Source organism: Limnohabitans sp. G3-2 (assembly GCF_002778275.1).
Taxonomy (GTDB): domain Bacteria; phylum Pseudomonadota; class Gammaproteobacteria; order Burkholderiales; family Burkholderiaceae_C; genus Limnohabitans_A.
Map to the genome: position 1 here is coordinate 334,013 of NZ_NESG01000002.1, position 22,787 is coordinate 356,799.

General features: G+C 59.3%; 22 protein-coding genes. 12 read left to right on the forward strand and 10 right to left on the reverse strand.

What is annotated here, in order from left to right:
• The first annotated feature begins 72 nt into the window (after window positions 1-72).
• Window positions 73-2,274, forward strand: a complete 2,202-nt coding sequence (locus B9Z31_RS03700; RefSeq protein WP_100118206.1) for an acetoacetate--CoA ligase — start codon at window positions 73-75, stop codon at window positions 2,272-2,274.
• A 32-nt stretch (window positions 2,275-2,306) separates the two neighbouring features.
• Here the strand turns inward: B9Z31_RS03700 and B9Z31_RS03705 are convergent, their stop codons facing one another.
• The gene (locus B9Z31_RS03705; protein WP_100118207.1) at window positions 2,307-2,561 is read right to left on the reverse strand and encodes a hypothetical protein; all 255 of its coding nucleotides are present in this window, start codon (window positions 2,559-2,561) and stop codon (window positions 2,307-2,309) included.
• A gap of 203 nt (window positions 2,562-2,764) precedes the next feature.
• Here B9Z31_RS03705 and B9Z31_RS03710 point away from each other — a divergent pair, with 203 nt between their 5' ends.
• A complete protein-coding gene (locus B9Z31_RS03710) occupies window positions 2,765-3,895 on the forward strand; it encodes an ATP-binding protein (RefSeq protein WP_100118208.1) in 1,131 nt (376 codons plus the stop codon).
• 148 nt (window positions 3,896-4,043) lie between these two features.
• Here B9Z31_RS03710 and B9Z31_RS03715 read toward each other — a convergent pair whose 3' ends face one another.
• The 6 genes from B9Z31_RS03715 to B9Z31_RS03740 all read right to left on the reverse strand — a co-directional run bounded on the left by B9Z31_RS03715 (window position 4,044) and on the right by B9Z31_RS03740 (window position 8,344).
• Window positions 4,044-4,388, reverse strand: coding sequence for a hypothetical protein (locus B9Z31_RS03715; protein ID WP_100118209.1), 345 nt, complete (start codon window positions 4,386-4,388; stop codon window positions 4,044-4,046).
• 13 nt (window positions 4,389-4,401) lie between these two features.
• Entirely contained in the window at window positions 4,402-5,379 is a 978-nt protein-coding gene (gene dapD / locus B9Z31_RS03720; RefSeq protein ID WP_100118210.1) for a 2,3,4,5-tetrahydropyridine-2,6-dicarboxylate N-succinyltransferase, read from the reverse strand.
• A gap of 251 nt (window positions 5,380-5,630) precedes the next feature.
• Window positions 5,631-5,921, reverse strand: a complete 291-nt coding sequence (locus B9Z31_RS03725; RefSeq protein ID WP_100118211.1) for a BrnA antitoxin family protein — start codon at window positions 5,919-5,921, stop codon at window positions 5,631-5,633.
• Window positions 5,908-6,225, reverse strand: coding sequence for a transcriptional regulator (locus B9Z31_RS03730; RefSeq protein WP_100118212.1), 318 nt, complete (start codon window positions 6,223-6,225; stop codon window positions 5,908-5,910). Before B9Z31_RS03730 ends, B9Z31_RS03725 begins: the two co-directional genes overlap by 14 nt.
• A gap of 194 nt (window positions 6,226-6,419) precedes the next feature.
• Window positions 6,420-7,406, reverse strand: a complete 987-nt coding sequence (locus B9Z31_RS03735) for an MDR family oxidoreductase (RefSeq protein ID WP_100118213.1) — start codon at window positions 7,404-7,406, stop codon at window positions 6,420-6,422.
• A 47-nt stretch (window positions 7,407-7,453) separates the two neighbouring features.
• The gene (locus B9Z31_RS03740; RefSeq protein ID WP_199174428.1) at window positions 7,454-8,344 is read right to left on the reverse strand and encodes a DMT family transporter; all 891 of its coding nucleotides are present in this window, start codon (window positions 8,342-8,344) and stop codon (window positions 7,454-7,456) included.
• Window positions 8,345-8,487: 143 nt separating this feature from the next.
• Here B9Z31_RS03740 and B9Z31_RS03745 point away from each other — a divergent pair, with 143 nt between their 5' ends.
• Window positions 8,488-10,068: an alkaline phosphatase gene (locus tag B9Z31_RS03745; RefSeq protein ID WP_100118214.1), complete on the forward strand. Its 1,581-nt coding sequence runs from the start codon at window positions 8,488-8,490 to the stop codon at window positions 10,066-10,068.
• A gap of 117 nt (window positions 10,069-10,185) precedes the next feature.
• Window positions 10,186-10,809: a TetR/AcrR family transcriptional regulator gene (locus tag B9Z31_RS03750; RefSeq protein ID WP_100118215.1), complete on the forward strand. Its 624-nt coding sequence runs from the start codon at window positions 10,186-10,188 to the stop codon at window positions 10,807-10,809.
• A 43-nt stretch (window positions 10,810-10,852) separates the two neighbouring features.
• Here B9Z31_RS03750 and B9Z31_RS03755 read toward each other — a convergent pair whose 3' ends face one another.
• From B9Z31_RS03755 to B9Z31_RS03765, 3 genes are all read right to left on the reverse strand, one after another.
• Window positions 10,853-11,275: a universal stress protein gene (locus B9Z31_RS03755; RefSeq protein WP_100118216.1), complete on the reverse strand. Its 423-nt coding sequence runs from the start codon at window positions 11,273-11,275 to the stop codon at window positions 10,853-10,855.
• A 134-nt stretch (window positions 11,276-11,409) separates the two neighbouring features.
• Window positions 11,410-12,270, reverse strand: a complete 861-nt coding sequence (locus tag B9Z31_RS03760) for a metallophosphoesterase (protein WP_100118217.1) — start codon at window positions 12,268-12,270, stop codon at window positions 11,410-11,412.
• On the reverse strand, window positions 12,267-13,244 hold the full coding sequence (locus B9Z31_RS03765) for a LysR family transcriptional regulator (RefSeq protein WP_255408629.1): 978 nt from the start codon (window positions 13,242-13,244) through the stop codon (window positions 12,267-12,269). Before B9Z31_RS03765 ends, B9Z31_RS03760 begins: the two co-directional genes overlap by 4 nt.
• A 159-nt stretch (window positions 13,245-13,403) precedes the next feature.
• Between B9Z31_RS03765 and B9Z31_RS03770 the strand changes: the two genes are divergently transcribed.
• The 8 genes from B9Z31_RS03770 to B9Z31_RS03805 all read left to right on the forward strand — a co-directional run bounded on the left by B9Z31_RS03770 (window position 13,404) and on the right by B9Z31_RS03805 (window position 22,773).
• Window positions 13,404-13,874: a hypothetical protein gene (locus B9Z31_RS03770; protein ID WP_100118218.1), complete on the forward strand. Its 471-nt coding sequence runs from the start codon at window positions 13,404-13,406 to the stop codon at window positions 13,872-13,874.
• A 318-nt stretch (window positions 13,875-14,192) separates the two neighbouring features.
• Entirely contained in the window at window positions 14,193-15,434 is a 1,242-nt protein-coding gene (locus B9Z31_RS03775; RefSeq protein WP_100118219.1) for an ABC transporter substrate-binding protein, read from the forward strand.
• A complete protein-coding gene (locus B9Z31_RS03780) occupies window positions 15,434-16,357 on the forward strand; it encodes a carbohydrate ABC transporter permease (RefSeq protein ID WP_100118220.1) in 924 nt (307 codons plus the stop codon). Before B9Z31_RS03775 ends, B9Z31_RS03780 begins: the two co-directional genes overlap by 1 nt.
• Before the next feature lie 8 nt (window positions 16,358-16,365).
• The gene (locus B9Z31_RS03785) at window positions 16,366-17,196 is read left to right on the forward strand and encodes a carbohydrate ABC transporter permease (RefSeq protein ID WP_100118350.1); all 831 of its coding nucleotides are present in this window, start codon (window positions 16,366-16,368) and stop codon (window positions 17,194-17,196) included.
• Between the two features lie 16 nt (window positions 17,197-17,212).
• Window positions 17,213-18,538 (forward strand): GH1 family beta-glucosidase, encoded by a 1,326-nt coding sequence (locus B9Z31_RS03790; protein ID WP_100118221.1) that lies wholly within the window; start codon window positions 17,213-17,215, stop codon window positions 18,536-18,538.
• Window position 18,539: 1 nt separating this feature from the next.
• Window positions 18,540-19,622: an ABC transporter ATP-binding protein gene (locus tag B9Z31_RS03795; RefSeq protein WP_100118222.1), complete on the forward strand. Its 1,083-nt coding sequence runs from the start codon at window positions 18,540-18,542 to the stop codon at window positions 19,620-19,622.
• Between the two features lie 18 nt (window positions 19,623-19,640).
• Window positions 19,641-21,902 (forward strand): glycosyl hydrolase, encoded by a 2,262-nt coding sequence (locus B9Z31_RS03800; protein WP_100118223.1) that lies wholly within the window; start codon window positions 19,641-19,643, stop codon window positions 21,900-21,902.
• A gap of 124 nt (window positions 21,903-22,026) precedes the next feature.
• A complete protein-coding gene (locus B9Z31_RS03805; RefSeq protein ID WP_143473807.1) occupies window positions 22,027-22,773 on the forward strand; it encodes a hypothetical protein in 747 nt (248 codons plus the stop codon).
• The last annotated feature ends 14 nt before the right edge of the window (window positions 22,774-22,787 follow it).

Here is a 22,787-nt window from a genome sequence, read left to right on the forward strand (position 1 = left end):
CTGTCACCTAGGTGCATGTTTGAGGGTTCTGGCGCGTGACAGCGGTGCACGGGCGCTGATACCCTGCAGCCCATGAACACCGCGACAACACCCTCTGTTTCTGTCACCGACGCCCCGCCTTATTTGCCCCAAATTCGGCTGTACCAAAACTGGTTGCGCGACCAGCGCGGCTTGAGCTTTGCCACCTACAACGACCTGTGGCGATGGTCCGTGACCGAGTTGGATGCCTTTTGGCAAAGCATCTGGGATTACTTCGATTTCCAGTCGCCCACGCCGCACACCGCGGTGCTCGCCCACAACGTGATGCCCGGCGCCAAGTGGTTTCCAGGCGCCCAGACCAATTACGCGCACCAAGTGCTGCGGCATGTGCAGCCTGCCCACGAGGCCGGGTTTTTGGCCGTCATCAGCCACAACGAAAAAGGGCTGCGGCGCGAGATGAGCTGGCCCGAGCTGCGCCGCCAGGTCGCCGCCATGGCCCTGCACCTGCAGGCCCAAGGCGTGCAGCCCGGTGACCGGGTGGCGGCGTACCTGCCCAACATCCCCGAGGCGATGGTGGCGTTTTTGGCCACCGCCAGTGTCGGCGGCGTGTGGAGCATTTGCGCGCCCGACATGGGCACCAACGCGGTGCTTGACCGCTTCAAACAGATTGAGCCCAAGGTGCTGATCGCGGTGGACGGCGTCCGCTACGGGGGCCGCGACTTTGACCGCATGGACGTGGTGCAAGAGTTGCAAAACGCATTGCCCAGCGTGCAACACGTCATCATTCACGAGAATTTGGGCACACTGGATTTGACCAACTGCGAGGTCGGGGCCAGCGTGCAACTGTCGGCCATCACGGCGCGTGACGATGCGCAGGTGCAAGCTTTTGAGCCGCTTTGGTTGCCCTTTGACCACCCTTTGTGGATCGTCTACTCCAGCGGCACCACTGGCCTGCCCAAGCCCATCGTGCATGGCCACGGCGGCACGGTGATCGTGGCACTGGCCAACAAAATTTTGCACAACGACATCGGCTGCAGCTACCACCCCAACAGCTTTGGCGAGCGCTTTCACTGGTACAGCTCAACCGGCTGGGTCATGTGGAACGCGCAGGTGGCAGGTCTGCTCAACGGCGTGACCTGTGTGATTTATGACGGCAACCCCGGCGGCAGCAAAGACAACCCCGACTGGGGCATTTTGTGGCGCATGGCCGCAGAAGAAAAAGTCACCTTCTTTGGCGCGGGCGCGGCCTACTTTGCCAACTGCCAAAAAGCGGGGGTGGACATTTCGCGCTGCGGTGACTTGTCGCGGGTGCGTGCCCTCGGCACCACGGGCTCTCCGCTGTCCCCTGAAACACAAAGCTGGGGCACCGAAGAATTCAGGAAAGTGCACCAGCGACAGACAGACATGCGCGACGCCGGGCAGTCCCAAGGCGCGAAGGCCCCCTCGGGGGGCAGCGAGCCAGACGCAGTGGGCGAGCGTGGGGGTGATATTTGGTGGTGCAACATCTCGGGCGGTACCGACTTTGCTGGCGCCTTTGTGGGCGGGCACCGCGAGCTGCCGCAAGAACCCGGCGTCATGCAATGCCGCGAACTGGGTTGCGCGGTCGAGGCTTGGAACGAAGCGGGCGCACCCGTCATTGGCGAGGTGGGTGAGCTGGTCTGCACCCAACCCATCCCGTCCATGCCCTTGTTCTTCTGGAACGACAAGGACAACGCCCGCTATTTGGCCAGCTACTTTGAGATGTACCCCGCCGGCCACGGCCGCCAACCCGGAGGGGGCGACGGCCCCGCCAGCATGGGCGGCGTCTGGCGTCATGGCGATTGGCTGCGCATCGGCAATGCGCAAGGCGAGGGTGAAGGCTGCGTGATCTTTGGCCGCAGCGACGCGACCATCAACCGCTACGGCTTGCGCATGGGCACCAGCGAGCTGTACAGCGCCGTTGAAGCCCTGCCCGAAGTCATGGACTCGATGGTGGTGGACTTGGAATACCTGGGCAAAGAAAGCTACATGCCCCTCTTTGTGGTGCTGCGCCCGGGCACGGCGTTTGACGATGTGCTCAAGGCCAAACTCAACAACGCCATCAAGGTGGCCCTCAGCCCACGTTTCATCCCCAACGAAATCTTTCAGGTCGCCGAAATTCCGCGCACCCTGTCTGGCAAGAAGCAGGAGCTGCCGATCAAGAAACTCATGCTCGGCCAGCCCCTTGAAAAGGTGGTCAACCGAGACGCCATGGCCAACCCAGGGTGTCTGGACTGGTACGTGGAATTGGCCAAGCGGCACTTGACCAAGGCCTGATACCGCCTGCCCTGCCTGAGGGCTGAAAACCCTCAGGGCTTTTTGGGCTTTGCGTCTCTTTCTAAACCGGGCGGGTCTGCGGAAAACCACAGCCACTGCGTGTCCGTGCCGCCCTTGCGCAAAATCCACGGGTTGAGCCCGCTGCTGATGGCGGTGTTGACCACCAGCACCAACATCAAGCCCACAAGAATGCCCCAGCCCGTCAGCACATAAACCGCCATCGTCCCCAGGCCCAGCGCAGGCCACAGCAGGTGCACCATAAAGGCGATGGCTCCCGTCAGCACCATGCCGCAGACCAGCGCTTGATTTGGAATACAGAGCGTTCAGTCCTGTTCATCCTTCCGGTGTGCGGATGGTGAGGTCTAAATAATTCAAAGCAAATATCGATCAGACCGAGGCGGCTCAGTGATTTGCGACTTTTATCCATGACTTTGAAAAAAAGTCGCGACTTATTTGCAATGTGCTTTTGAAAAGTCGCAAAATAGCGGTCATGAAACGTTACCTCGATGACCGCGTCAAAGCCGATTTGGCCCACAAAATGGTGTTCCTCACTGGCCCACGCCAGGTCGGTAAAACCACGCTCAGCCGCCAATTGATCGCCCAGCACGGCGGTCAGTACCTGAACTACGATGTGCCCGCCGACCGGGCGCTGATCCTTAACCAGCGTTGGAGCCCTCAAACGCCGCTGCTGGTGCTGGATGAAATCCACAAAATGCCCGACTGGAAGGCCTGGCTCAAAGGCGTGGTCGACGGTAAGGCGGCCACCCAGCAGCTGCTGGTCACGGGCAGCGCCCGCATGGACACTTTCAGGCAAAGTGGTGAATCATTGGCTGGGCGCTTTTTTGGACTGCGGCTGCACCCGATCTCGGTGCGCGAATGGTGCGAGCAAACCGGTGCCACACCCGATGCCGCACTGACCCATTTGCTCGAACGCGGTGGTTTTCCTGAGCCCTGCTTGGCCCCTGATAACGAGCAGGCCGAGCGCTGGCGCAGGCAATACTTTGATGGCCTGGTGCGCAACGATGTGCTGGAGTTCTCTCGCATCCAGGAGGTCAACGCCATCCGTCTGTTTGCTCAAATGCTGCGTTCGCGTGTGGGATCGCCCCTGTCGCTGGCCAGTATGGCGCGCGACTTGGCCGTGTCGCCAGTCACGCTCAAAAAATACCTCGACATTCTGGAGGCGCTCTACATCGTCTTCGTGGTGCGCCCCTTCCACGACAACATCGCCCGCGCCACGCTGCAAACGCCCAAGGTCTATTTTTACGACACGGGCCTCGTCGAAGGCGACGAGGGCCTGCGCTTTGAAAACCTGGTGGCTACCGCCTTGCTCAAGCAAGTGCAATGGCAGCACGACGTGCAGGGCAAAGAGGCTGGATTGCACTACATCCGCACCAAAGACGGGGCCGAGGTGGACTTCGCCCTGAGCGACAAAAACCAGCTCACGCAGTTGGTCGAATGCAAGTTATCCGACGAAAAACCGCACCGCGCATTGCAACGCTTTGCCTTAGAAAAAGCGCCGGTTCAGGCGGTGCAGGTAGTACGCCATGCGCGGCACAGCTACACGTTGGGAGACATTCAGATCGCAGTAGCACACGAATTTCTGAACGGTTTGGCGGCTTAAGGGCGTGACAGGCGATCCCATTTTGGCAAAGCGTTGCGAATGACAGCCGCATCAGTGCCCAATTCTGTGAGCTGGCCCGCATCAACGGGGCGCTGGTTCATGGGCTTTGAAGCTCTTCTGTAGTTGCGTGAAAGCGACCTGCCAGCCATCAAGGCGTTTGGCGTCTGAACAAACGCAAAAACGGTGCCAGCGCGGCGCTTTTGGCGCGGCCGAGCAGCGCAAGCCAGCGGGCCACGAGCGCCCCTTTTTGGGCAAAGATGCGGCGCTGTGAATCGGCCGCTGGTTTGGGCAAATTCCAGCGGCTTGCGGGCCCCCAGATGCTGGTCACCACCAAATGCAGTGCCGTCAACAACAACAGCACTTGCAAGCCAAACAGAAAGGCAAAGCCCCATGAGAGGTCTGGCGACAGCAGACGCATCAGCCACATCACGCAGGGCAGCAGCGCGCTGGCCAGCCCGGCCAGCTTGACATTGGGGGACAGCCTTTCCAGCATGGCTTTTGTGGCTTCAGTTCTTGTGCAGCTCGGCGTTCAACTCGCCCCAGCTCTTGTTGCGGGGGATCGCGTGCAAGGCGCCCGACTGTGAATCGCGGCGGAACAGGATGCCGTTTTTGCCGGACAGCTCTTTGGCTTTCATCAGGCTGCCGTCGGGCAGCTGCACACGGCTGCCGCCTGTGATGTAGCAACCGGCTTCGACCACGCAGTCGTCGCCCAGCGAGATGCCGATGCCGGCGTTCGCGCCCAGCAAGCAGCGCTTGCCGACCTTGATGACTTCTTTGCCGCCACCCGACAGCGTGCCCATGATGGACGCGCCGCCGCCGATGTCGCTGGCGTCATCGACCACCACGCCCGCGCTGATGCGGCCTTCGACCATGCTGGCGCCCAAGGTGCCTGCGTTGAAGTTGCAAAAGCCTTCGTGCATGACGGTGGTGCCGCTGGCCAGGTGTGCGCCCAGGCGCACGCGGTCGGCGTTGGCAATGCGCACACCGCTGGGAATCACGTAGTCGGTCATTTGTGGGAACTTGTCCACGCCTTTGATTTCGAGCACGCGGCCTGTGGCGCGCGCTTTCATGCGGGCAGCGGGCACGTCGGCCACGGCGCAAGGGCCCAAGTTGGTCCAGGCCACATTGGCCAAGAGGCCAAAGATGCCGGTGACGTTGGCGCCGTGCGGTTGTACCAGGCGGTGGCTCAGCAGGTGCAGGCGCAGGTAAGCGTCGTGGGTGTCGGCGGGCGCGTCGGCCAGCGACTTGATCTCGGTTCGCACAGCCACCACGGTGGTGCCGCGCACAGCGCAGGCACTCAGCGCCTTGGCCACGTCAGCGCCCAGCGCCGCCACCGCTTCGGCTTCCGTCAGGCGGGTGGTGCCGCTGGCGGCCACATCGCCCGCCAATTCGGGGGCGGGGAACCAGGTGTCCAGCACGGTGCCGTCAGCGGCCAGCGTGGCCAGGCCTGTGGCGCGTGCGCCGGTGGTTTGGAAAGTGCTCATGGGTTGCTCCGCAATAGAAGGCCCGCCAAGCTGGCGGGCCATTGGAAATCTGAAGTTGTGATTATCGGGGATGGCGGATTAAGGTCTCGAATGGCTGGCTGCGACAACTTTTGGATGGGACCCTGTTCTTGCGTTGCTTAGAGGTGAGTGGTTGAACATCCGGATCATTTTGGGCCGCGGCAGTGATGGCCTTGTCCTCTTGCTCGCTGGGCATGCCCACTGTTGGGCGTTTCAATTCTTCGGCACAGATTTCACCCCGGGGCGTGTTGCGCCAGCAAAAGGGCGGCTCTTGATTGCCAGCCTTTGCCAGAGGCCCGCCAGCGCGCAAGCGCTGCTTCATCCAACCTCAGCGTTGTGGGCACTTTCACGGTGGCCTGCTTGCTGCCTGTGGGCCGACCCCGTTTGGCCTTGATGCCTTGAAGTTCTTCGGGGCTATACGTGCGTGCGGCCTGGCCTTGTTTGGCCTGCATCAGGCTTAAACGCACACTTTCTGCAAATGCTGCGGTTTCGGCATCCATTTCAATCGGTTTAGCCTTGCTCATCGTAGGCTTCCTTCCATGTATTTAAAACTTGAACGGGTATGTTGTCGAACTTGGCTTTGACATAAACCGCGACCAGCACGATGTCACCTTTTGGCAGCCGTGTGTAGTAAATCACCCTCGCACCGCCGCGTTTGCCCATGCCTTGGCGCGACCAGCGCAGCTTTCGAAGCCCGCCGGTTTGGGGAATCACATCTCCCGCGAACGGATGCTCACCGATAAAAACCGCGAAATCTTCGCGCTCAGATGGCGTCCAAATGGCTTCCACCATCGACTGAAAAACGGGTGTTTCGACCACGCTCAACATATTTAATTGTACATTGAATTAAATAAAATCAAGAGATGCTTATTTGTCCTTTAGAGGCTCACGGCGGACAACGTTGATTAAAAAATAACATTGTCCGCATTAGATGGTTAAAAAGTATTTTTATATGTAACTTGTTGTGCACCACGCCGCACAAATAAGCCAATACGTGGCGCTGCTGGCGTTGACTGATCCGCTTAGCCGTTCACGTTCACCACCACCCGCCCACGCACCTGCCCCGCCAAAATCTCCGTCCCCAAGCCGATGGCGTCGGCCAGACCCACTTCGCGGGTCATGCGCTCCAGTTGCGCGGTGTCCAGGTCTTGCGCCAAACGTGCCCAGGCCGCTTCGCGCACGGCACGCGGGGCCATCACGCTGTCGATGCCGGCCAAGGTCACGCCGCGCAAGATGAAGGGCGCCACGCTTGACGGAAAGTCCATGCCTTGCGCCAGGCCGCAAGCGGTCACCACGCCGCCGTATTTCGTGCTGGCGCAGGCGTTGGCGAGGGTATGGCTGCCCACGGTGTCCACCACACCCGCCCAGCGCTCTTTGGCCAGCGGCTTGCCCGGGGCAGACAACTCTGCCCGGTCCATCACATCGGCCGCGCCCAGCTGGCGCAGGTAGTCGGCCTCTTGCAGGCGGCCCGTGCTGGCCACCACGCGGTAGCCCAGCTTGGCCAGCAGCGCAATGGCCACGCTGCCCACACCGCCGCCCGCGCCCGTGACCAAAATGTCGCCGCTGCCGGGCGTGACGCCGTGCTTTTCCAGCGCCATCACGCACAGCATGGCGGTGTAGCCTGCGGTGCCAATGGCCATGGCCTGGCGCGGGGTGAAGGCGGCAGGCAGTTTGACCAGCCAGTCGCCTTTGAGCCGCGCTTTTTGTGCCAAGCCGCCGCTGTGGCTCTCGCCCACGCCCCAGCCGTTGAGCACGACTTGGTCGCCCGCCTTGAAGAGCGGGTGCTGGCTCTCGGTCACCGTGCCCGACAGGTCAATGCCGGGCGTGAGCGGGAACTTGCGCACCACGGGCGATTTGCCGGTGATGGCCAGGCCGTCTTTGTAGTTGAGGGTGGAGTAGTCCACTTGCACCGTCACATCGCCCTCGGGCAAGGCGCTGTCGTCGAGTGTTTGCAAGGTGCAGCGGTATCCCGCGTCGTCTTTGTGGATTTGCAGGGCTTGGTAAGTCATGGGGTTCTTTCAAAAAAGCAAAAATTTTCAGAGGTTTTGTTGCGCGTTCATTTGCGGTTGACCAGCACGATGCCCACAGCCACCAGCGCCAGAGAGAGCGCCAAGGTCAGGGTCACGGCCTCGCCCAGCCAGAGCATGCCAAACAACAAGGCGAACAGCGGCGTCAGAAAGACAAAGGCTGAGATCTTGGTGGCGGGGTAGTGGCCCAGCATCCACATCCAGGCCAAGTAGCTGGCGAATGCCCCGCCCACGGTTTGCAGCGCCACCGAGCCCATGGCAAAGCGGCTCCAAGTGCCCCCCCAGGGTTCGCCCAGCAGATGCGACAGCAGGAGCAGGACCACGGTGCTCACGGCCAATTGGTAAAACAGCAGTTTCTCAGCGGCCAGTCGCGTGAGGTTGGCCGCGCGGATGGCCACCGTGGTCAGGCCCCACAAGGCCCCAGCGGCCAGGCCCATCAGGTCGCCTGTGGCCCCGCCGCCGCCAAAGCCTTCGCGAAGGGCAAAGACCACGGCGGCAAACGCGCAAGCCATGCCCAGCCACTGCACAGGGCGCAGCCGCTCGGTGCGGATGAACCATGGCAGCAGGGCCGCCACCCAAAAGGGCGAGGTGTACAAAAACACCGTCAGCCGCGAGGCCGCCGTGTGCTGCAGGCCGATGTAGATGAAGGCAAACTCCGCCGCAAACAAGCCGCCCACGAGCAAACCCGCCCACAAACTGCCATCGCGCTCAAACAGGCGCACCCCACGCCACTGGCACCACAGCCACAGCAGCAGCGTGGCGCCTGCCCCGCGCACGGCCGACTGGAACACGGGCGGCAATTCGGCCACCGTGGCTTTGACCAGCACTTGTTGAAAGCCCCAAAACATGCAGCACACCAGCAAGATGCCCACGGCCAGGGCATCCAGGTGGTCTTTTCGGGGGCGGATGGAAGCATTCATGCCGCCCATTGTGTCGCCGACGGGCCGGCACGTCTGTCACCTCGAGGCAAGTGCAGCTTCGGCAGGCCCGCATGAAGCGTCATGAAGTGCCCGGTTAACATCCCCTCTGGATTTGGCCCACACGACCGGAACACCCTGCCGACATGAAACACGCTCTGATGTCTCGCCGAGAAGTGCAGCGCCGGGCCCTGGCCCTGGCCTTGATGCCCTGGCTGGGCGCAGGCGCTCAGGCGCAGCCGCTGCAGGGTGCTGCGCTGGGCCATGGGCCGCGCTGGCAAGTGGACCCTTTCAGTTTGGGCGTGGCCAGTGGCCAGCCGCAGCCCAGCAGCGTGGTGTTGTGGACACGTTTGCGCATCCAGGAAGCCGATGCGGCCTTGAGGGCGCAAAGCCTGGACGTGGTGTGCGAGGTGTTTGCCGATGCGGCCTTGCGCCAACCGGTTCGCCAGTGGCGTGTGCAAACCGATGCCGGCAGAGCGCACAGCGTGCATGTGGTGGCCAGCGGTTTGCAGCCGGGCCGACCTTATTGGTACCGTTTTGTGTGCGGTCACGCCATGAGCCCGGTGGGCCGCGCGCGCACCAGCCCCGGCTTGGAAGACCCGGTGGACCGTTTGCGCATCGCCTTGGCGTCTTGCCAACATTACGAACAAGGCTACTTTGCTGCACACCGCGAGATGGCCCAGCGGGACCTCGACTTGGTGCTGTTTGTGGGCGATTACATCTACGAAAGTTCCAACCCGCAGTACATGCTGCGCAAGCATGAAGGCGGCGTGCCCAAGACGCTGAATGAATACCGCGAACGCCACGCGCAATACAAGGCCGATGCCGACTTGCAAGCTTGCCACGCCGCGCACACTTGGGCCATGACGTGGGACGACCACGAAGTGGTCAACGACTACGCCAACGACCTGGACCGCAGTTTCACCGACCCGCAGACCTTTTTGCGTCGCCGGGCGGCGGCCTACCAAGCTTATTTTGAGCACATGCCGCTGCGCTTGGGGCCTGACCCGGTCAACGCCAGCCAAATGCGCATCCACGACCGCATGGCCTGGGGCAAGCTGGCCGACTTGTGGACGCTGGACTGCCGCCAGTACCGTGACCACCAGGCTTGTCTGGACCCGAACCGGGGCGGCGGTCGCGTGGTGGTGTCTTGTGACGCCTTGACCGATCCCGCGCGCAGCATGTTGGGGATGGCACAAGAGCAGTGGCTTCACGAGGGCCTGAGCCGCAGTCCCCGGCGCTGGAAGCTGGTGGCCCAATCCACCCAAATGAGTTCCAGTGGTGTCAACACCCCTTTGGGGCGCAGTGCTTTCACCGACGGTTGGGACGGTTACCCGCAAGCGCGCGCCAGGCTGTTGGGCGCGGTGGCGCAGGCGGGGGTGCACAACGTGGTGATGCTGGGCGGCGATGTGCACATGAACGTGGCGGCCCAGCTGCGCGTGCAAGCCAACGACGAACGCTCGCCCGTGGTGGCCAGCGAGATCGTGACCACCTCGGTCACCTCACGCGGTCTGGGCGAGAAGCTGCTGACCCAAATCCGAGACAGCAACCCGGACATTGCCCATGCCCGTTCGGATGAGCGGGGTTACACCTTGCTGGACGTGCGGCCCGAAGGCATCAGCGCCGAGTTCAGAACCACGGCCAATCCCGCACGCGTGGAGGGGGTGTTCAAGACCCAAGCCCAATTCGCCATTCGCTCGGGCGTGGCGGGGGTGCTGAAAGCCTGATGGGCTGTCGCTCAGGCGGCTGCCGGTGCGCTGTCAGCGGGCCATTACGCTTTGTTTGAGGGCGACTCAGTAATGACCCGATGGTCTTTTTTTAGACTTGCGGGCTAGAATCTGATCATGAACAACCAAGTACCGACCTTGCCCAAGAAGTCCTTCAAGATCCAGATGTTGGCCGCCCGGGAGACGGCGATCATCCAGTCGGTGAACCGCTTGCTGGCCGAAAAAGGTTTTGATGCGATGACGGTGGACGAAGTGGCGGCCGAAGTGGGCATTGCCAAGGCCAGCCTGTACAAACACTTCACCAGCAAAGAAGAGCTGGCTTGTGCGGCCATGGTCACGGCCATGCGCAAGGCGCAAGAGTTCATCCAGTCTTTGCCAGCGGACCAAACGGCCATGGACAAACTCAAGGCGGTGACGCGTTGGACCATGACACTCAAGCTCCAAGGCTTGATGCCTTCCTTGCCCAGCCAAAACTCCAGTCTGCGCGCCACCTTGATGGGCAGCAAAAACTACATGGATGGTTTGATGGAAGTCAGCGACGCGCTGGGCGGCTGGATCGAAGAGGCCCAGGCCCAGGGCCACATCAACAAAGCTTTGCCTGCGGTCGCGGTCTTGTACACCTTGTTCGCCCGCGCCTGCGACCCGGTGCTGGAGTTCCTCAAAATGGGTGAGCAGCACACCGAAGCGCAAATCCTCGATCTGGTGATGAGCACTTGTTTCGATGGGCTGAGCGCCCGCTGAGCCCTTTTTGTCGGAGCGAGCGACAGCTCGCGCCATGACGCTTTCAGCGCACCAACAAAACAGGCACTTTGCTGTGCGCCAGCACTTGGGTGGCGACCGAACCCATGACCAAATTGCCCAAGGTGCCGTGGCCGTGTGAGCCCATGACCAACAAGTCAAACTTGCCGCTGTCGGCCACTTTGGAAATGGTCTCTCCCGCATGGCCAATTTTGGACACGGTTTTCGCATCGATGCCGTGGCGCAGCAAGAACTTGGTGACGGGTGACAACACTTTTTCGGCTTCATCGCGCTGGTAAGCCTCAACGACATCCTTGCCCACCACGGAGCGTGCGCGTGGGGGCAGTTGAGGGCTCACGGTCAGCAAGGTGTAGCTGTGGTGCGGGCCAAAAAGTGTTTCGTGCGTGGTCAGGTAGGCCAGCATTTTTTTGGTGAATTCACTGCCATCGACGGCCAATAAGATTTTCATCACGGACTCCTGTTGCAACTCCAAACAAGCTTGCACTCTAGGCGGGGCTGGTTGTGCAGGCCTTGACTTAGGTCATGAGAACGCCAGCTTGCCGGGACGCCGGTGTGCATGGGCGTGCGCGCTGACCTTTGGGGTCAAACGGCCCATGTGCACTCGGCTTTGAATTGCGCCTGTTCGTTTTTGCGGGCGTAGCCCAAGGGGTTGGCGACCACACGGCAGCCGTGCTGGGTGTAGTCGCTGGCGCAATGCAAATGCCCGTGCAACCACAGCTGCGCTTGGGGCAGGCAATGGTCCAGTGCGTTGCAAAATCCCGCCGTGCCGGGGACGCGGCCGTAGCGGGGGTCGGCGCTGTGCAAGCTGGGTGCAAAGTGCGTCACCACCACGGTGGGCCCCGCAAAAGGGGTGCTCAGGGCTTGGCTCAGCCAGTCTTGGCATTGAAGGGCTTGCGCGCGCACGCCTTCGGCCAGCCATGGCTCGCCGTGGCGTGTGGTCAGGGCTTTGCGCAGGTAATAGTTGGCGGCCCGAAACGCTTTGTCCCGGGCTTTGAGGTGGCGGGTGTAGGGGCTGTTGGGGTGGCTGAAGTGCGCCGGGATTTTCTGGGGCAAGGCCTGACCCGCCAGCGGCCCGAGCGCATCAAAGTCGGTCCACAGTGTGGTGCCCACAAAGCGCACGCCGCCCAGTTGCAGCACCTCGCGCTCGAGCCAAGTGATGCCCAGCCGGGCGCAGGTTTCTTGCAGCCGGGCGTGGGCCTCGTCGAAGTCCAAGCCGTCGTATTCGTGGTTCCCCGGCACAAACAGCACCGGCGTGGGCCAGCCGTGCTTTGGCGAAAATCGTTGCAGGCCAAAGTCGGCATCGCCTGCGGCGCTGAGGGCAGAGTCGGTTTGGTACGAGCCGATGTCGCCCGCCAACACCAGCACATCGGCACCGGCTGCGGGGGTGGGCATGAAGCTGGGGTTGGACTCCAGGTGCAGGTCGGACAGCAGTTGGATGTTCATCCCCATTCCTTCGCCGAAAACGCGGCTTGCGCCACCTGCAGCAGTTGACCGCGCAGCCATTGGTGCGCGCTGTCGTGTTGTTGTCGGCGGTGCCAAAGTGCCTCCACGTGCACAGGTGGCACGTTCAGTGGCAATTCCCGCAGCACGAGTTGGTCGCCCATGCCCGTGGTGGGCACAAAGTGGCGCGGCAGCACCGTGAGCAGGTCGGAGTTGACCACCACTTGTCCGGCCGTGAAAAATTGATTCACCGTGAGCACGATGCGCCGCTGTCGGCCAATGGTGGCCAAGGCTTCATCGACAAAACCATAGGGACGGCCCGAAAAGCTCACCAGCAAATGTCGGGCTGCGCAATAGGCGTCGAGCGTTATGGGCTGGTCCGCCATGGGGTGCCCTTGGCGCATCACACAGACGTATTCACCCGCGTACAGACGCTGGTGCTCAAAAGACACGGCTTCGCCCGCTTGGACACGCCCGGTCAGATCGGTCAACACGGCGGGGAAGTACCCCAAGGCGATGTCGGCCACCCCATCCGCGAGAAGGCTGCGCGGGTCGCGTGTGGTCAGGGGCACCACCCGCAGCGATACGCCGGGCGCCTCGGTTTGCAATTGACGCGCCAATCCGCCCATGAGCTCAGCGGCCGTGGCATCGGCCATGGCCAAGATGAACGTGTTGTTGGCTTCATGCGGCACAAAGGTGCTGGGCACGATGGCCTCTTGCAGCTGGCGCAGCGCCTCGCGCACGCTCGGCCAGAGCGCCAGCGCGCGGGGCGTGGGCTCAATGCCGTGGCCATGCCGCCGAACCAGCTCATCGTCCAGCGCGTCGCGCAGGCGGCGAACGGCGTTGCTCACGGCCGGTTGGGTCAGCGAAAGGTTGTGGGCGGCACGCGTCAGGCTGCGCTCGGCCATGACTTCGTCAAAGATCCGAAGCAAGTTGAGGTCGAGTGTGCGAAACGAGGCTGGGATGGAGGAATTCAAGCAAGCACCGGTGATGTATCAGCATTATGAATGATTGACATCATGAATATAAAGTTGAGTCGCATGGGTGAAAACCCTATGATGTGACCATTGAGTCGGCCATTGAGTTGGTCGTTTTGAACCGACAAAAGCAAAAACATCCAATTGAGGGAATTAAAAATGACCACCACCACCCCATCTGTTGTGGGCGCTGTGCCCACTATTCAAGCTGCCAGCGCAGCACCCCGTTCATCCACCAAAACCTTGGCCGCTGCCATGCTGGCCGCAGGTGTGGCGGCCTTGGTGGTTTTGGCCGACTACCTGATCGACGACTGGGCCGATACGCATGTGTTGGCCGCATGGCTGGCGTTGTGGCTTGTGGCGGTTGTGGCCATTGGCGCACTGCGTGGCGTGAGCCGCCTTTTGGCGCAAAACCTGATGACAGGCTTGGACGGCTGGTCCGCCCATGTGGCCCGTCGCCGTGCCGATGAGCGTCTGTGGGCCATGGCCCAAAACGACAGCCGTCTGATGACCGATTTGCAAACCGCGATGGACCGTGCCGAGGACAGCCAAGCGCCGGCCACCGATCTGACGACGTACATGACCCGCCGCGCAGCCCGCATGGTCAAAAACCGCCTTTATTACATCTGATCTCTGCGCTGTTCTGGGGTTGCGCCCAGAGCCTCAAGGCCTCCTTCGGGAGGCTTTTTCCGTTTTGAAGTCAGGCGCTGCTGTGCCATCAGGGGGTGTGGGCATGACGCCAAGCCCATGCCATCCAGACCCATGAGGGCTGCCAGCTCATGGCTGCCGCACCGGTTCTGGGTCAAGCCATGGAGGGATGCGCGCGGCGCCTGAAGGCATTCCCGTTTTCAAAACTGGGGACACGGACAACACAGTGAAAACCCTTGAACGCCTTGACACTGTCGCTGCCCTGTTGAAAAATGAAAGCGCTTTCAAAAAGGTGATTTCATGAAAAAACCCGCGTTGGTGTTGTTGACCGCTTTGGCTGTGAACGTGGCGATGGCACAAAAGACAACGATCACCGTGGCGGCCTTTCCTGCCGTCGATGAAATCGTCAAAGCGTCTTTGCAAACCTGGGAAAAGAAAAACCCCCATGTGCAAGTCAAGGTGGTTGGGCGCGAATACGCGGATCACCACACGGCGATGACGACAGCGCTGGCCACTTCGACGGGCCTGCCAGATGTCATGACGATTGAATATGGCTATTTGGGACGTTTTGCACAAAGCGGGGGTCTTGAGGATCTGGACAAGGCCCCATACCAATGGGGTCAACACGCCGCAAAACTGGTGCCTTATGCGGTGGCACAGGGGCGCTCGGCCAGCCATGGACAAGTGGCTGTCCCGACAGACATTGGGCCTGGCGCCATGTTTTACAGGCAAGACCTGCTCACCAAAGCCAAAGTCAAAGAGTCGGACCTGACCGCGTCTTGGGAAAGCTTCATCGAAAGCGGGCTGAAAATCAAAAAAGACAGCGGCGCTTATTTGGTGGCGCATGCCCGCGATGTCAAAGACATCGTGATCAGAACCGGTATCCCTGCGGGACACGGTGTCTATTTTGACGATCAAGGCAAGTCGGTCATTGAGACGTCACCCCGGTTCAAACGGGGTTTTGAGATCGCACAAAAAATCAGAGCACAAGGTCTCGACGCCAAAATCAACGCCTGGTCCAACGAATGGGGTGAGTCGCTCAAACGGGGTACGGTGTCTGTACAGATGATGGGTGCCTGGTTGGGTGGCCATTTGCAAAATTGGTTGGCGCCCAACACCAGTGGGCTGTGGCGCTCAACCGTCTTGCCAGAACGGGTGGCGACTTCATGGGGGGGCACTTTCTACGCGATCCCCAAAAAAGCCGTCAACAAAGAGCTGGCTTGGGACCTGATTCAACATTTGGTTTTGGACACCAAACAGCAGCAAATGGCATTTGAAAAATTCAATGCATTTCCAGCCTTGATCGGGGCGCAAAGCGGTGATTTTTTCAGCCAACCCGTCGCATTCTTGGGTGGGCAAAAGGCAAGAATGGAATGGAAAAACACAGCCTCCCAAATCAAGCCCACCATGGTCTTTAAAAACGACAGCGTGGCAGAAGAAATTGTCAATGCTGAATTGGATTTGGTGCTGACCAAGAACAAGCCCATCGAACAAGCGCTCAAGGATGCTCACCGAATGGTCCAAAGACGAGCGAGTCGTTGATGAAACCACTGCTGACACCTGGGGCGGCTCCGTATGTGCTGATCAGCCCTTTTTTACTGTTGTTCTTGATCTTTGGCTTGTTTCCCATCGTTTTTTCATTTGTGCTGATGTTTCACATGTGGGACCCGGTGCAAGGCCTCGGCTCCATGAAATATGTGGGCCTGGAAAACGTGCTGTTTGCCATCGAAGACCCCTTGGTCTGGACGTCTTTGGGCAACACCTTGTGGATGGCCTTGGCATCGGGCATGCCGCAACACCTGGTTGCCATTCCTTTGGCTTATCTGATCAATGAAAAACTGGGTCGTTGGCGCAATGCGACCATGGGCGCTTACTTCCTGCCCTACATCACTTCGACGGTGGCCATCGCCATCATGTTCAGCACCTTGTTTTCAACCGACTACGGCATGGTCAATGCGGCCTTGGCCGAAATGGCCCAGTGGCCCTGGCTCCATGCCGTGATGCCCGAGAAGAACATTGATTGGCTGGGCAGCCCGCAGGCCATCAAACCCGTGGTCTCTGCGGTCGTGTTTTGGCGGTACTTGGGCTTCAATGTCATTTTGTATGTGGCCGCCATGCAAAGCATTCCACGTGACTTGTACGAGGCAGCCAGGATGGATGGCGCAAAAAGCTGGCAGCAATTTTGGTTCATCACCTTGCCTCAACTCAAGCCCATGATGTTCTTCGGCATCACATTGACGGTGATCGGTGGCTTGCAACTTTTTGAGGAGCCCTTCATTTTGACGGGGGGCAAAGGCGGACCGGAATATGCCGGTATGACCACCGCCATGTACATGTACCGCACCGCGTTTGACTTCAATGACTTCGGTTTGGCCAGTGCCATTTCATGGATGCTGTTCGTCATCATTTTGGTCATGACGTGGGTCACGAACAAAGCATTCAAAAGCAAGGAAGGTCAAGCATGAGTCAGGTCATGTCAGAGACCCAACCCACCTTGGGCGTGATGGGGTGGATCTTCATCGTGCTGGGCGCCTTGCTCATGCTGGGCCCGTTCTATTTCATGTTTGTGTTCGCCACGCAACCCAGGGCTGACATTTTCAGTGTGCCGCCGCCGCTGTTTTTTGGTGATCACTTCCTGGAAAACATGAAGATCTTGATGGGAAAAATCCCATTTTGGAAAAACCTGGGTTGGTCCTTGTATGTGGGTTTGATGGGCACGGCACTGACCTTGTTGTTTTGTTCCATGGCGGGGTTTGCCTTTGCGGTCTATGAGTTCCGTTTCAAAAAGCTGTTGTTTGGTTTGGTCATGGGCACGATGTTGGTGCCGTCCTTCCTGGGGATGATTCCCACCTTCTTGATCATGGACGCGCTCAACTGGATCGATCAACCCAGGGCCCTTTATTTGCCGGGCGCAGCCCCTGCCATGGGTATCTTTTTAATGCGCCAGTACATCACGTCCGCCATTCCAAAAGAATTGATTGAGGCAGCGCGGATGGACAACTGCGGTGAATTCAGGATTTACTGGAGTGTGGTGGTCCCCTTGTTGGGCCCCGCATTTGGCACGCTGGGGCTCATCGCTTTCATCGCCTCGTGGAACAACTTCATTGGACCCTTGGTGGTGTTGCGCTCACCCGAGATGTACACATTCCCTTTGGCGCTTCGAAGCGTACAAAGCCCGGTGGACACCGAGTGGGGCGCTTTGATGGCTGGATCGGCCATTGCCGTGATTCCACTGCTGATCATCTTTATGTTTTCTTCCCGCCGACTGATCGAAGGCCTGACCTCAGGCGCTGTGCGCGGCTAAACCCTTGACGCTAGACATGACCACCAAGACCGTTTCTCGTGACCAATTTCCCAAAGATTTCAAGTGGGGCGTCGCCACATCCTCCTTTCAAATTGAAGGCGCACATGACAGCGATGGCAAAGGCCCATCGATTTGGGACACCTTTTGTGCGACAGAAGGAAAAATTGCAGATGCAAGCAACGGGCATGTGGCTTGCGAACATTACACGCGGTGGCCAGAAGACGTCGATTTGATCGCTCGTTTGGGTGTCAATGCCTACCGTTTTTCGATGTCTTGGCCGCGTGTCCAGCCCGATGGGCAAGGGGCATGGAATGAAGCGGGTTTTGCCTTTTACGACCAATTGATCACGGCCCTTGAAGAGCGCGGCATTGAACGGCACCTGACCTTGAACCATTGGGACTTGCCGCAGTCGTTGCAAGACCAAGGAGGCTGGGCCAACCGGGATGTGTGTGGCCATTTCACGCGGTACGCCACCGAGGTGGCTCGGCGGTTTGGGCACCGGGTCCACAGCATTTGCACCCACAACGAGCCGTGGGTGATCGCCATTCTGGGCTATGAGCAGGGCATTTTTGCGCCAGGCATCCAGTCCAGAAGCCAGGCCATGCAGGCGGTGCACCATTTGTTGCTCAGTCACGGCATGGCATTACAAGCCATGCGCGGCCTGGGACTCGCGACCCCCATGGGGATTGTGTTGAACCTGTCACCCATTTACCCGGCCAGCGATGACCCCAAGGACGTGGCCAAGGCCAAATTGGACGATGGCCTGATCCTGCGCTTGTACATGGATGCTTTGTACAAAGGCGTTTACCCACAGGATGTGATCGACCACTTGGGGAGCGACGCGCCGCAATTGCAAGCGGGTGACCTGGCCACCATGGCGCAAAGCAACGATTTTTTAGGGGTCAATTACTACACACGGAATTTTTCTTCGAGTGGCAATCCTTGGGATGTCACCAGCACAGGCAATGCCGTGACCGATATGGGCTGGGAGGTTTACCCCCAAGGCTTGACCGAATTGCTGTGCCGTTTGCACACCGATTACCACCCTCAAGGGTTGTGGGTTACCGAAAACGGGGCGGCCTTCAAAGACCAGATGGTCAACGGTGAAGTCAATGACCCCCAGCGATTGGCTTACATCCGCGACCACATTGCCGCAACGCACGACGCCATCCAGCAAGGTGTGCCTGTAGGGGCTTACTTTGCATGGAGCCTGATGGATAACTTTGAATGGGCCAGTGGATACGCCAAGCGTTTTGGCTTGGTGCATGTTGATTTTGAGACACAAAAAAGGACTTTCAAGAACAGCGCCTTGTGGTACCAAAAATTTTTAGCTGGGAAATAAAGTGGCATCGATCGAACTCAAAGGCGTCACCAAACAATTTGGTGAAACGGTGGTCATTCCCGGATTGGATTTGGCGGTCCAGGACGGTGAATTCATGGTTTTTGTGGGACCTTCGGGCTGCGGTAAATCCACCATGCTGCGCATGATCGCCGGTCTTGAAACGCTGACCGGCGGCAGCATCCACATCGGTGGCCAAGACGTCAGTGCCAAAGGGCCTTCTGAGCGCGGCGCCGCGATGGTCTTCCAAAGCTATGCGCTGTACCCGCACATGACCGTGGAAGAAAACATGGGTTTTGGTCTGCGCATGTCGGGCAGCTCCAAAACGGACACCGCCAAATTGGTGAACGAAACAGCGCAGCGCTTGCAGCTGACGCCCTTGCTCAAGCGTTACCCCAAGCAGCTGTCTGGCGGTCAACGCCAGCGCGTGGCCATTGGCCGAGCCATTGTGCGCAGACCTTGCGTGTTTTTGTTTGACGAGCCCCTGTCGAACCTGGACGCCTCTTTGCGGGTGCAAATGCGCATCGAGTTGGCCAAGCTGCACGCCGACTTGAAAACCACCATGATCTACGTCACGCACGACCAGACGGAAGCCATGACGCTGGGCAACAGGATCGCCGTGTTCAACCAAGGCCGGATTGAGCAGGTGGGCGCGCCGATGGATTTGTACCGCAGGCCTGACAACCGATTTGTGGCTGAATTTTTGGGGTCACCCAAGATCAATCTGTTGCCCTATCAGTGGAGCGGGCCTTCGCTGGCACTGCGTGTTGGCGCTGAAACGCTCAGGGTCGACCCACTCACGGCCAGCGCGCGGCAAGAACAGTTCGCCAAAGGCGCACACCTTGGCATTCGACCGGAATTCATGGAGGTGACGACCGACGACCGTGGTCTTCCTGGCGTGGTCGAGTTTCTTGAGAACTTGGGCGATGTGATGGTGGTGTACGCCAAGGTCGAGGGATTGGCTGAGCCGGTTCGCATCAAGGTGCGGCCAGATGCCCTGAAGTCTGATGTGGGCCAACGCATCGGTTTATTGCCAGACTGGTCTGGCGCGCTGATTTTTGGATCAGATGGTCAAAGAATTTCCTGAGTTGAAGGATCGAGCATCATGAATATTTACCAATGGGTAGGCGCTGTTTTGAGTGTGAGCATGAGCTTGGCCAGCCAAGCTGCCGATGTCGTGCAGCGAGGCTCAGGGGCTTGGCGCACGCAAGTCAGTTCGGCGGACAACCCTGTGCCTGCCGCACCGTTTCGTACCCCAGCCATGTTGGAGCGGGCAGCGCCCACCAACCAGTGGTATTCATCCGTCATGTTCACACGGTGGTCGGAGGTGCTGCATGCGGTCCCTTTAACGGCCAAAGCCAGCGCCAAGGGCCTTGAAGTCGGGTTCCCACAAAAAACTGTGGTTCCCACTGAGCGCAAGGACGTTGAAATTCTTTACCCCCACAAGGCGGACGTCACACTGCGCCCTTTGGGTTTTCAGCCCACAGCAGCGCTGCTGGCCGGGCATTCGGATTGGGCCGTCGACATCGCCTTTGAGCTTGAAAAGAGCAGCATGGTGACCACGCTGGCGCATGGCAGTCCCTTTGTTTATGCCCAACTCTCCCAGGGCGATTTGTCCTTGGATTTGGCGACTTCTTTGACCGGCCGATTGTGGCCAGCCGATCCGCGTGTGTTGTTGCTCAGCGACGCCATCAAGACCTATGCCGCATTTGCACCCACTGGGGCGCAATGGGTGCAGGCGGGTCCTTCGTGGCATCTGCGATTGCCTGCAGACCGGCGATATGCATCGCTGGCCATCTTGCCCAATGACCAAGACAGCACCATCCGAGAATTTTTGGCGCAGGCGTACAGCCACATTGTGGAGACGCGGGCGGAGTACCGCGTGGATCGGCAAAAGAGCGAGGTGATCACCAGCTTCAAGGTCAAGACGCGCACGATGGAGGGGCCCGAAGGCACAGGCATGGTGGGTTTGTACCCCCACCATTGGCACCAAAATTCAGCGCTCCCCCCCAAATCGGTGGGCAGTTTGGGCAGCATCCGAGGGGATATACGCCTGTTTGCCAGCAGCAGTTTTGAAACCCGGTACCGGCATACCGGCTTTGTGCCTCAATGGCCAGGCGTCCAGGATGCCGTTCAAAGCAAAGCCATCCTGGGCAACCTGTCCAAGGAGGCCAGGCGGGCGCGCCGGATGATGCTCGAAATCGGTCAAGGGCCTTATTGGCAGGGCAAAGGCCTGCAGCGCATCAGCCAACTCATGGGCGTGGCTGACGCAGAAGGCGATGTGAAAACCCGCGACGAGTTGCTGTCGCTGGTGAAAGGCCGTTTTGAAGAGTGGCTGTCTGGGCAAAGCAAGCGCACTTATTTTCACTACAGCCCCACGCTGGGCACCGTGGTCAGCTATCCAGAAGAGTACGACGCGGTCAAGGACATGAACGACCACCATTTTCATTATGGTTACTGGATACGGGCTGCAGCCGATATTGGACTGCGTGACCCGCAATGGATCAAGCCCGAACGTTGGGGCGGCATGATCGACCTGCTGGTGGCCGACATCGCCACCGCAGAGCGCGGGCGAAAGGACTTTCCGTACCTGCGCAACTTTGACCCTTATGAGGGGCACTCATGGGCCTCGGGTGTGGCACTCTCGCCAGACGGCAACAACCAGGAGTCATCCTCTGAAGCCATCAATGCCTGGGCTGGCTTGATGTTGTGGGGCGCCTTGCAAGGGAGGCCAGAACTGGTTGAATTGGGCACCTATCTGTATGCCACAGAGATCCAGGCCATCAACCATTATTGGTTTGACATCCATGGTTTGACTTTGCCCAAGGAGTACCAGAACGTTGAAGTGAGCATGTTGTTTGGCGGCAAGCTGGCGCACAACACCTGGTGGATTGACGAACCGCGCCAAATCCACGGCATCAACCTGCTGCCCCTGAGTGCGAGCTCGACCTATCTGGCCGAAAGCCCAGCCTTCGTGCACAAAAACATGGCGGCGCTGGACAACGAGATCAAGATTTACGAAGGCCGAGGCAAACGCGCCAAACCCCATGACATCTGGCAAGACCTGTTTGCCAAATACGTGGCCTTGGTGGACCCGGCCAAAGGCCGTGCACGGTGGGACGAATGGGGGTCCGTCGAGCTGGGCGATACACGCACCCATGCGCAGCATTGGCTCGCATTCTTGGAGGGGACGGGTGCCCCGGATCTGGGTGTGACGGCAGACACCCATTTTTATGCGGTGTTCAAGCATGCCAACAAGGGCAAGACCTACCTGGTTTTCAATCCAGACCCGCAAGCCCGCACGGTGCGGTTCAGCGATGGCGTGTCTGTGCAGGCAGCCCCTGGCAAGCTCACGGTTCAACGTTGATTTTTTGGCAAACCAAGGGTAAATGCCAGTTGATTGGAAGATCAGGGCGTTTTTTAATCTCGGCATGAAAGCGGTTTCAGAAAGCGCTTTCAGGCTACCTCAATTTTTTCAACAGGAGACTGACATGGCAAATCTTCGCATGGGTTACATCGGCAAATCTTTCAGCATGGGCATTCTGGGCATCGTAGGCACATTGGTGGCTTGCGGTGGTGGGGGTATTACCAGTACGGAGGCAAGTGTGGCGACTCCACCATCTCCCTATATTTTGTTTGCCTCTTCTTTCTTGGGTAAGGCTGGAGCAAGTGGTAATCCTTGGGTGATTTCTGGCGAGGGTGGTGATGTGTACTCCTTCGAAAGCGCAGGCTTTGCTTACAACTGGGGCCTCCAAAACGACGCCGCACGCATTGAGCGCCAAGCGGTTGGCAATCAGTACGCTCATAGCGCGGCAATCACAAGTGCGGATTACTTTGGTTTTTCGTTCAAAGCACCTGCAAATGGCACTGTGAATGCGTCGCAGTCAGGTACCTTGGTAATTTCTATGGGTAACGGTGCGGCGTCCAACGTCAATAGTCACAACACTTTTGTGATTGATATTCAAGGCGGCACCCAAGACTCATCAACTTACGCATGGTCGAACCAATGTTCTGTAGACCAAGTGTTGGACAACTCAACGAATAACACTTACGGGTTGAAGACATACCGCATTGCACTGAGTGGCCTCACCTGCAGCGCTGGCACATTGGCTGCGCTCAAGGCAGACATCAAGCAGATATCCGTCAAAGTTGTGGGCGGGAAAGAACCAACTAAAGATTCTTCTACTGCAAACAACAGCACACTGATGCAGGTGAGCTACATCGGTTTTGCACTGTAATTGAAACGAAAAGG